The organism is Bradyrhizobium sp. LeoA1Lang (assembly GCF_055413685.1).
This window is the reverse complement of record NZ_JBVAPG010000250.1, coordinates 1-8,139: the sequence shown is the minus strand read 5'-3', so window position 1 is coordinate 8,139 and position 8,139 is coordinate 1. Positions and strand designations below refer to the sequence as shown.

Sequence of the window (8,139 nt, the reverse complement as noted above, 5' to 3'; positions counted from 1 at the left end):
CGTCGTGCCGACGAGCTTCCGATCTGGCTGCACCAATACAACTGGCATCGGCCTCACGGCGGTATAAAATCTCAAACGCCGATCAGCAGACTCGGTCTCACCGAGGACAACCTCTTGAGGCTCCACACCTAGAGCGCGTCGCTGTCGGTCTCGCCGGTGCGGATCCGCAGCGCATGTTCGATCGGCGTGACGAAGATCTTGCCATCGCCGATCTGGCCGGTGCGTGCCTTTGCGGTAATGACTTCGACCGCCTTGTCGGCGATGTCGGATGCGACCGCGATCTCGATCCGCAATTTGGGCAGGAAGTTCACGACATATTCTGCGCCGCGGTAGATCTCGGTGTGCCCTTTCTGCCGGCCATAACCTTTGACTTCAGTGACGGTCATGCCGTGGACGCCGATCTCGGTCAGCGCCTGGCGCACCTCGTCGAGCTTGAAGGGTTTGATGATGGCGACGACAAGTTTCATGGCTAGCGGCCCGCTTTTTTCTTAAAGTTCGGCCAACCGCCTGCTCTTTGGATGGCCTTCGATCCCGGGCCAATCTGGCATCTTTCTGAGCAAATGGCACAAAAAAGTTGCAGGTTTAGGGGGAAAACATTGGCAGACCCTGAGCTCGCTCCCTGTACAGGGGACATGATCGTCCGTCACAATGCGGCTTTCCTGCTTCGCCAGTCGCTCCGCTGGCGCCTGTTCCCAAGAATCGTGTTTTCCAAGGAAATGCCATGGCCGATCGATCCTGGTTTTATGCATCCGAAGGCCAGCAAAAGGGCCCGTTTCCCGAATTTCAGCTCCGCGATCTCATCATGCGAGGCACCGTCGGGCCGGATACGCTGGTCTGGACCGAGGGGATGGCCGGTTGGCAGAAGGCGGGTGAGATTCCCGGACTGATTTCGGATCCTTCCAGTCCAGCGATGCCCTCGCAGGCGGGCGGGCCGCCGATCATGACTGCGGCCGGCTATGCGGGTGGAGCGGTCTCAGCCGATCTGCCGATCTGGGAGCTGTTTGGACGCAGTCTGTGGTTTGCCGTCGGCCAGCTCCTGGTGATCCCAGCGCCGTGGTCCGCCACCGGCTTTTATCGCTGGATCATCCCGCACATCAACGTCCCCGGCCGGCCGAATCTCGGTTTCACGGGACAGGTCGGTGACATCTGGTATGTGTTCGTCGCGATAGGGCTCTTGAGCTATACGGGCTGGACCGAGAGTACGACGGTCGAGCTGCTTGCGCCGCTGCTGCAGGCGGCGCTCGGATGGGTGGTCATCCGCTGGATCGCCAGCCATCTCAGTTCAAACGGACAGCAGCTCCCAATCGCCTTCAACGGCAGCATCATCGCCTATACCGGGTGGTATCTGTTGTTGGCGATCTCCTTCATCACCATCATCGGCTGGGCGTGGGTGACCACGGCGTGGATGAGGTGGATGTGCCGCAATATCGAGGGGACGCGCCGCGAAATCATCTTCAAGGCGTCAGGCCTCGAGATGCTTTGGCGAACCGTCGTGTTCACAATCGGCTGCTTATTGCTGATTCCAATCCCGTGGGCTTTGCGCTGGTATGCGAATTGGTACCTGTCGCAATTCGCGCTGGTCGAGCGCAGCACGCTGGCGAACGCGTAGCGCGGCGAATGAGATGCCGATTGGCTTCACCTCCCCCGCAAGCGGCCCGCAAGCGGGAGAGGGAGCGCAGTTTCATCGCGGCGGCAATTCTAACGCGCGCTACTTCCTCTCGCGCACCGAACCTTCCTGCGCCACTGACGCAACCAGCGTGCCGTCGGGCTTGAAGATCATGCCGCGGGTCAGGCCGCGCCCGCCTTGCGCGCTCGGAGAGTCCTGCGCGTAGAGCAGCCATTCGTCGGCGCGGAACGGGCGATGAAACCACATCGCGTGATCCAGGCTTGCCGGCATCATGCGCTTGTCGAACAGGGTGCGGCCGTAGCGCGCCATCACCGCGTCCAACAGCGAAAAGTCGGAGGCATAAGCCAGCGCACACAGATGCAGCGCGGGATCGTCGGGCAGCTTCGCCGCGGTGCGGATCCAGACATGGATGCGGCCCTCCTCGATCTTCTGGCCGAAATAGCGGCCGAGCTCGACCGGGCGCAGTTCGATCGGCCGATCGGATTCGTAATAGCGGCGGATGAAGTCCGGCATTTCGCGGAACATCGGCTGCTTCGACACTTCCTCGGCGGTGAGCTTTTCCGGCGGCGGCACGTCCGGCATCTTCTCCTGGTGATCGAAGGCGCCCTGCTCCTCGGCATGGAACGACACCATGATCGAGAAGATGGCATTGCCGTGCTGGATCGCGGTGACGCGGCGGGTCGAATAGCTCTTGCCGTCGCGCAGCCGCTCGACCTGGTAAATGATCGGGACCTGCGGGTCGCCCGGCAGGATGAAATAGCAATGGATCGAATGCGGCAGCCGGCCCTCGACGGTGCGGCAGGCCGCGACCATCGCCTGGCCGATTACCTGCCCGCCGAACACCCGCTGCCAGCTCGTTTTCGGACTGTTGCCGCGGAACAGATTCACCTCGAGCGGTTCGAGATCCAGGATGGAAAGCAGGTCAATCAGGCTTTTTGACATGTTGCATCTTTCAGGTTCTCCGCATTGTCATTCCGGGGCGTCGCCACCGGGTCCGCGCAGCGCGGCCCGATGACAGGCTCCGCGATGAACCGGGAATCCAGAGGTTTCGGCGCGAGATCCCGGGTTCGCGTCTTCGACGCGCCCCGGAATGACGGCATTACATTAAGCACCTTGCCTCAAGACCCTGTTTCGCCCAGCCGTTATCAGGTAGCAAGCACAGTCTGAGGGCATGAGCGCGTAAGGGACTTGCATGTCGGCACAGCGAGGCATTGTCATTTGCGGGGGCGCCTTTGCGGGCCTGGCGCTGGCCCTGGCGCTGCGCCAGGGGCTGGGCACCGAAATCCCCATCATCGTCGCCGATCCTGCGCTCGGGCAGCGCCCGAGCCGCGATCCGCGGGCGACCGCGATCGTCGCCGCCTGCCGCCGGCTGTTCGAGGCGATCGGCATCTGGGCCGAGATCGCCGACACGACGCAGCCGATCCTCGACATGGTGGTCACCGATTCGCGGCTCGACGACGCCACCCGGCCGGCGTTCCTGACCTTTGCCGGCGATGTCGAGCCCGGCGAGCCGTTTGCGCATATGGTCGAGAACCGGCATCTGATCGACGCGCTGGTGGCGCGCACTGAGGCCGCAGGCATCGATCTGCGCGCGACCGCGGTTTCGACCTATGAGGCCAATGCCGATCTCGTCAACGTGACGCTCGCGGACGGCAGTGTGATCGAAGCGAGCCTGCTGGTGGCCGCCGACGGCGCCCGCTCGAAGCTGCGCGAGCGCGCCGGCATTGTCACGCATGGCTGGGACTATGATCAGTCCGGCATTGTCGTCACGGTCGGCCATGAGCGCGATCACCAGGGCCGCGCCGAAGAGCATTTTCTGCCCGCGGGTCCGTTCGCGATCCTGCCGCTGAAGGGAAAACGCTCGTCACTGGTGTGGACGGAGAACCGCAAGGAAGCGTCCCGCATCGTCGGCTTGAGCGATGCGGAATTCCACGACGAGCTGGAGCGGCGCTTTGGTTTGCAGCTCGGAGAGGTCAAGGCGCTCGACAAGCCGCGCGCGTTTCCGCTCGGCTATTTCGTCGCGCGCTCCTTCATCGCCGAACGGCTGGCCCTGGTCGGCGACGCCGCGCATCTGATCCATCCGATTGCAGGGCAAGGGCTCAATATGGGTCTGAAGGATGTCGCGGCTTTGGCGGAAGTGGTGGTCGATGCGGCGCGGCTCGGCATCGACCTTGGCCAAGCCGATGTGCTCGAGCGCTACCAGCGCTGGCGCCGCTTCGACACCATGGCGATGGGGGTCGCGACCAATTCGCTGAACTTCCTGTTCTCCAACGAATCGACGCTGCTCAGGACCGTGCGCGACGTCGGGCTCGGCGTCGTCGACCGCCTGCCGCCGCTGAAGAGCCTGTTCATCCGCCAGGCGGCGGGGCTGTCGGGCGAAGTGCCGCGGCTGTTGAAGGGCGAGGCGCTGTAGCGCGCGAATGGCGAATAGGGAGTGGCGAATAGAAGGCTCCTCCTTCGCTATTCGCCACTCCCCATTCGCTATTCGCCCCCTCCATCACTCGATCTTGCGCGCTTCTTCCGGCAGCATGATCGGGATGCCGTCGCGGATCGGATACGCGAGTTTTGCGGAGCGCGAGATCAGTTCCTGCCGTTCCGCGTCGAACTCCAACGGACCCTTGGTGATCGGACAGACCAGGATTTCCAGCAGCTTTGGATCGGCGGTGCTTTCGAGATGATCAGTCGGGGAGCTCATGACGGTCGGTCTTCCAGTTTCGCAGGCGCTTCTTACCATGTCTCAAACGGCGAGTGTAACGCGCGCAGCCAATTAGCGCACCGCCATCCGCAAGAGTTCGTCGACGATCGCCTGCTGCTTTGCTTTCGGCAGCGGCTGCTCCGTCAGCGCCTGGCCGAGGAACGCCCAATAGAAGATCTGGGCACGGACGCGGGCCACGTCGTCGGTGAGGCCCGCCTGCTTCAGGAGACCTTCGACATAGCCGAGCCGCCGCTGGTCGATCGCCTGCACGGCGGCGCGTGCTGAAGCATCGACGTTCGCCCAGCTTCGGACGGCGTTTTCCAGCGCCAGCTTTTCGGAAAACACCCGGCGCAGCAGCACGGCCAGGGCGTCGGAAGCCGCCGCCGTCGCCTCGACATCGACGATGATCCGCTCCGCGGCGATCTCGCGCCAATGTTTCAGGACGGCGGCGTGGTAGGCGGCGATATCGGCGAAGTGCCAGTAAAAGCTGCCGCGGGAGACGCCCATCTCTTTTGCCAAGGGTTCGGCCTTCAGCGCGGTGAAGCCGCGTCTTGCCAGTGCTTTCAGGCCCTGGTCGAGCCAGTCCTTGGCGGAAAGCTGATCGGTCATACGGCCCACCATACACCGGTGTATTGACAGGCGCCAATGCGCGGGCGATAACCATACACTGCTGTATGGAGGCGAACGATGCGCGATATCCTGCTGCAATGTTCCGGCCTCGCCGCGATCGCGGCGGCGCTGATCCACGGTTACCTTGGCGAATTCAAGGTCTTTCCCAAAATGACGATCGAACCGGCGCGGCTTCGCACGCTGATCCGCCTGGTCTGGCAGGCCGGCACGGTGGCGTGGATCGGTGGCGGCGTGCTGCTGCTCGCCGCGCCCTGGATGGCCTCGGAGGTGGCGCGGCACTGGATCGTCGTCACGCTCGCCTGCGTGTTCGCTTTCGCGGCCCTCGCCAATGCGGTTGCGACGCGCGGCCGGCATTTCGGCTGGATGGCGCTCAGCGCCGTGGTGGCGATGGCGGTCGCGGGGTATTAGTGGGGAAGACTGCTGTCATTCCGGGGCGTCCGAAGGACGAGCCCGGAATCCATTTCTCCACGGGCGCAGGCGGCCCGATGGATTCCGGGCTCGCGCTACGCGCGCCCCGGAATGACGGTAGAGGAGAATGACGGGACGGCCGAGAATCACTGCAGCGGCGGGTCACCGCTGGTGCGCTTCTTGGCGAGATCCATCTCGGTCACCGCGATCAGGATTTCGGCGCGGGTCTTGAGGTCGGGCGCTTCCAGCATCGCCTGCTTCTCCGCCGGACCATAGGGCGACATCATCGCGAGCGCATTGACCAGCGCCTCGTTGGGCGCGGCTTCGATGCCGGCCCAGTCGACCTTCAGGTTGTTCGCTTTCAGGAAATCCGTCAGCACCGCGAGCAGCGCTTCGCGGTCGACGTCCTCTTCGCCGCTGCGCGCGACGAAATCGTCGGTGAAGGAGAAGAAGTCGACCTTGCATTGGCGGTACGGGGTCAGCACGCTGAGCTCCTCGACGACCTTGAAGCGCGACACGCCGGTGAGTTCGAGGATGTAGCGGCCATCGCCTGATTCGGCGAGCTGGGTGATGCGGCCGACGCAGCCGACGCGGAACAGCGCCGGCTTCTCCTCATTATGCGAATGCGTCACGTCGGGCTGGATCATGCCGATCAGCCGATGGCCGTCGCGGAAGGCGTCGTCGACCATGGCGAGATAGCGCGGCTCGAAGATGTTGAGCGGCATCTGGCCGCGCGGCAACAATAGCGCACCGGCAAGCGGAAAGACCGCGATCACCTCGGGAAGCTCGGCCGGGCCCCGATATTCGGCATTGATCGGCATCTGCGGCCCCGGTGTTGTGCGCGCGCTCGCTTATAATCCGATTGAACGAAATCGGATCATAAGCTCATCTCTGTGTATGAGCATGATCATTTCGGAAAACCGGTCTCCACTTTTCCGGATCATGCTCTATGAAAACAGGATCGTCGAAAGCCGCTTTCGTCCCTCGACGGTCGCTTCATCCGCCCCGCCCCATGCTTCGAAGAACTGGACGAGCTGCTTGCGTGCGCCGTCATCGTTCCACTTGCGGTCGCGCCTGACGATCTCCAGGAGCTGGTTGGTCGCCTCGCTGCGCTTGCCCATCGCGTTCAGCGCGGTGGCGAGATCGAACCGCGCCTGATGATCGAGCGGATTTGCGGCGACTTTCTGTTCCAATTCGCCGACCGGGCCGACCGACTCCGCCTGCTCGGCAAGGTCGATCGCGGCCTGGACCGCCTTGACAGCCGGATCGCTCCGCTTGGACTCCGGCACCATGCCGAGCGTCTGCTTGGCCTGGTCGACCGCGCCGGTCGTGACATAGCATTTGGCGAGACCGGCGAGCGCGGCGATATTGGTGGCGTCGATGCCGAGCACCTCGGCATAGATCTGCGCCGCGGCCGCGGCGTCGCCTTCGGCGAGCACGGCGTCGGCTTCCTTGAGGATTTCCGCAATATTCGGCTCGCCCGCGGCGGGGACGCCCTTCGTCAGCCGCTCGATAAAGGCGTTGACCTGGCTCTCCGGGATCGCGCCCATGAAGCCGTCGGCCGGCTGGCCATTGACGAAGGCGATCACGGCCGGGATCGACTGGATGCCCATCTGGCCGGGGATCGACGGATGCTCGTCGATGTTCATCTTGACGAGCTTGACCCGGCCCTTGGCGTTGGTCACCACCTTCTCCAGGATCGGGGTGAGCTGGCGGCAGGGGCCGCACCAGGGCGCCCAGAAATCGATCAGCACCGGCTGGCGCTTCGACTCCTCGATCACGTCCTTGACGAACGTCTGGGTGGTCGTTTCCTTGATCAGATCGCCTGCCTGCGGCGCCGGACCGCCGCCCTGCTCAACTATCGTCACGATATCCTCGCCTGATGTCCCGAGATTGGGGCCCGTTCTAGCACGGCCGAAACCGAACACCCGTCAGCTAAATGGCGGTTTGGCGCCAAATTTCAATCGCCTGGTACCCTGCTCGTTCCGCCGCAGGCCGATCATGCAGGGTCGCGATCAAGTGCGGCCGCAGTTTGTGGGCTGCTTGAGGCGAATCAGCCCGTAGCGGCGTGAGGACGGGGAAAGTGGGTTCCCAGGCGAAAAACCCGGCGAGCCGCCACCGAAACGCCCCTCGCCGCGTTGCTTTCCGCCCTTTCGTCCCCATTTCCACTCAAATGAGGCGATTTAGCCGCCTTCGGGCCTGTTGCATTCACGGTCCGCTTTTGGCATAGCTCTGCCGTTGCCGGCGAGTGATCGCCGCCATCAGGATGCGGGTGTAGCTCAGTGGTAGAGCACGACCTTGCCAAGGTCGGGGTCGAGGGTTCGAGCCCCTTCGCCCGCTCCAAATTTCCTCGTCCGCCGAGCTGAATCCCTTTCAAAGACACCTCAGGTGCTTCGCGGCTCGTCGCGTGCGGCGTGGTAGTCCCGTCGGTGTGACGACCTTCATGTCGGCTTGTGCTTGCTGAACAATTCTTCGATCTGGTCGCTTGTGGCGAAACGGCCTTCGCGCGCATTCTTCAGCCCGCGGTCAATTCCACTGAGCTCGGCCGGCGTGGCTGCGTAGGTCCGTGCGCCGATCTCGGCGTCCATTTCGCGAGCAATCTGGGCAAGCTCCGCCTGCGCGGTCTCGGGCCACTGCTCCGCGCGCTCTAAGTGTGGTCTTTCAGGAGGTTGTCCATCTGGTCCGAACCGAGGAAGCTGAGGTTGCGAAGCTTCAGTGTTCCCCGGAGAGACCAGATGAACAGCCACAAGAATGCGCGTTTGACGCCCAAAGGTCGAGA

At 63.5% G+C, this 8,139-nt stretch carries 10 protein-coding genes, 1 tRNA gene and 1 pseudogene; 5 read left to right on the top strand and 7 right to left on the bottom strand.

The features are described from left to right. Window positions 1–132 (top strand): annotated as a pseudogene (locus ACZYOF_RS40640) (IS481 family transposase); the annotation flags it as partial. On the opposite strand, the gene ACZYOF_RS40635 reads toward ACZYOF_RS40640, so the two are convergent. Then, complete coding sequence (locus ACZYOF_RS40635; protein WP_130582970.1) at window positions 129–467, bottom strand: P-II family nitrogen regulator; 339 nt, start codon at window positions 465–467, stop codon at window positions 129–131. The pseudogene ACZYOF_RS40640 and the gene ACZYOF_RS40635 sit on opposite strands and share 4 nt — an antisense overlap. A gap of 254 nt (window positions 468–721) precedes the next feature. On the opposite strand from ACZYOF_RS40635, the gene ACZYOF_RS40630 reads away from it, so the two are divergent. Further along, window positions 722–1,609 (top strand): DUF4339 domain-containing protein, encoded by an 888-nt coding sequence (locus ACZYOF_RS40630; RefSeq protein WP_463719261.1) that lies wholly within the window; start codon window positions 722–724, stop codon window positions 1,607–1,609. Window positions 1,610–1,708: 99 nt separating this feature from the next. On the opposite strand, the gene tesB is transcribed toward ACZYOF_RS40630, so the two are convergent. After that, on the bottom strand, window positions 1,709–2,569 hold the full coding sequence (tesB, locus tag ACZYOF_RS40625) for an acyl-CoA thioesterase II (protein WP_130582968.1): 861 nt from the start codon (window positions 2,567–2,569) through the stop codon (window positions 1,709–1,711). Window positions 2,570–2,819: 250 nt separating this feature from the next. On the opposite strand from tesB, the gene ACZYOF_RS40620 reads away from it, so the two are divergent. Further along, the gene (locus ACZYOF_RS40620) at window positions 2,820–4,040 is read left to right on the top strand and encodes a ubiquinone biosynthesis hydroxylase (RefSeq protein ID WP_130582967.1); all 1,221 of its coding nucleotides are present in this window, start codon (window positions 2,820–2,822) and stop codon (window positions 4,038–4,040) included. Window positions 4,041–4,124: 84 nt separating this feature from the next. Here ACZYOF_RS40620 and ACZYOF_RS40615 read toward each other — a convergent pair whose 3' ends face one another. Together ACZYOF_RS40615 and ACZYOF_RS40610 are read right to left on the bottom strand one after the other, a co-directional pair. Next, complete coding sequence (locus ACZYOF_RS40615; RefSeq protein ID WP_130582966.1) at window positions 4,125–4,322, bottom strand: Trm112 family protein; 198 nt, start codon at window positions 4,320–4,322, stop codon at window positions 4,125–4,127. A 72-nt stretch (window positions 4,323–4,394) separates the two neighbouring features. Continuing rightward, window positions 4,395–4,931: a TetR/AcrR family transcriptional regulator gene (locus tag ACZYOF_RS40610; RefSeq protein WP_463719260.1), complete on the bottom strand. Its 537-nt coding sequence runs from the start codon at window positions 4,929–4,931 to the stop codon at window positions 4,395–4,397. A 78-nt stretch (window positions 4,932–5,009) separates the two neighbouring features. On the opposite strand from ACZYOF_RS40610, the gene ACZYOF_RS40605 reads away from it, so the two are divergent. Continuing rightward, on the top strand, window positions 5,010–5,360 hold the full coding sequence (locus ACZYOF_RS40605) for a hypothetical protein (RefSeq protein ID WP_130582964.1): 351 nt from the start codon (window positions 5,010–5,012) through the stop codon (window positions 5,358–5,360). A 146-nt stretch (window positions 5,361–5,506) separates the two neighbouring features. Here the strand turns inward: ACZYOF_RS40605 and ACZYOF_RS40600 are convergent, their stop codons facing one another. Both ACZYOF_RS40600 and trxA read right to left on the bottom strand, forming a co-directional pair. After that, on the bottom strand, window positions 5,507–6,181 hold the full coding sequence (locus ACZYOF_RS40600; protein ID WP_394567941.1) for an LON peptidase substrate-binding domain-containing protein: 675 nt from the start codon (window positions 6,179–6,181) through the stop codon (window positions 5,507–5,509). A gap of 126 nt (window positions 6,182–6,307) precedes the next feature. Further along, complete coding sequence (gene trxA / locus ACZYOF_RS40595) at window positions 6,308–7,228, bottom strand: thioredoxin (RefSeq protein WP_463719259.1); 921 nt, start codon at window positions 7,226–7,228, stop codon at window positions 6,308–6,310. Between the two features lie 400 nt (window positions 7,229–7,628). Here trxA and ACZYOF_RS40590 point away from each other — a divergent pair. Continuing rightward, a tRNA-Gly gene (locus ACZYOF_RS40590) sits at window positions 7,629–7,703 on the top strand. A gap of 98 nt (window positions 7,704–7,801) precedes the next feature. Here the strand turns inward: ACZYOF_RS40590 and ACZYOF_RS40585 are convergent. Continuing rightward, window positions 7,802–8,139 (bottom strand): hypothetical protein (locus ACZYOF_RS40585; protein ID WP_463719258.1); only part of this gene is annotated, 338 nt, incomplete at its 5' end.

Coding starts and splice junctions, on each gene's coding strand:
- ACZYOF_RS40605 (WP_130582964.1), top strand. CDS start 5,010: ATGCGCGATATCCTGCTGCAATGTTCCGGCCTCGCCGCGATCGCGGCG.
- ACZYOF_RS40620 (WP_130582967.1), top strand. CDS start 2,820: ATGTCGGCACAGCGAGGCATTGTCATTTGCGGGGGCGCCTTTGCGGGC.
- ACZYOF_RS40630 (WP_463719261.1), top strand. CDS start 722: ATGGCCGATCGATCCTGGTTTTATGCATCCGAAGGCCAGCAAAAGGGC.
- ACZYOF_RS40635 (WP_130582970.1), bottom strand. CDS start 467: ATGAAACTTGTCGTCGCCATCATCAAACCCTTCAAGCTCGACGAGGTG.
- ACZYOF_RS40610 (WP_463719260.1), bottom strand. CDS start 4,931: ATGACCGATCAGCTTTCCGCCAAGGACTGGCTCGACCAGGGCCTGAAA.
- ACZYOF_RS40615 (WP_130582966.1), bottom strand. CDS start 4,322: ATGAGCTCCCCGACTGATCATCTCGAAAGCACCGCCGATCCAAAGCTG.
- tesB (WP_130582968.1), bottom strand. CDS start 2,569: ATGTCAAAAAGCCTGATTGACCTGCTTTCCATCCTGGATCTCGAACCG.
- ACZYOF_RS40600 (WP_394567941.1), bottom strand. CDS start 6,181: ATGCCGATCAATGCCGAATATCGGGGCCCGGCCGAGCTTCCCGAGGTG.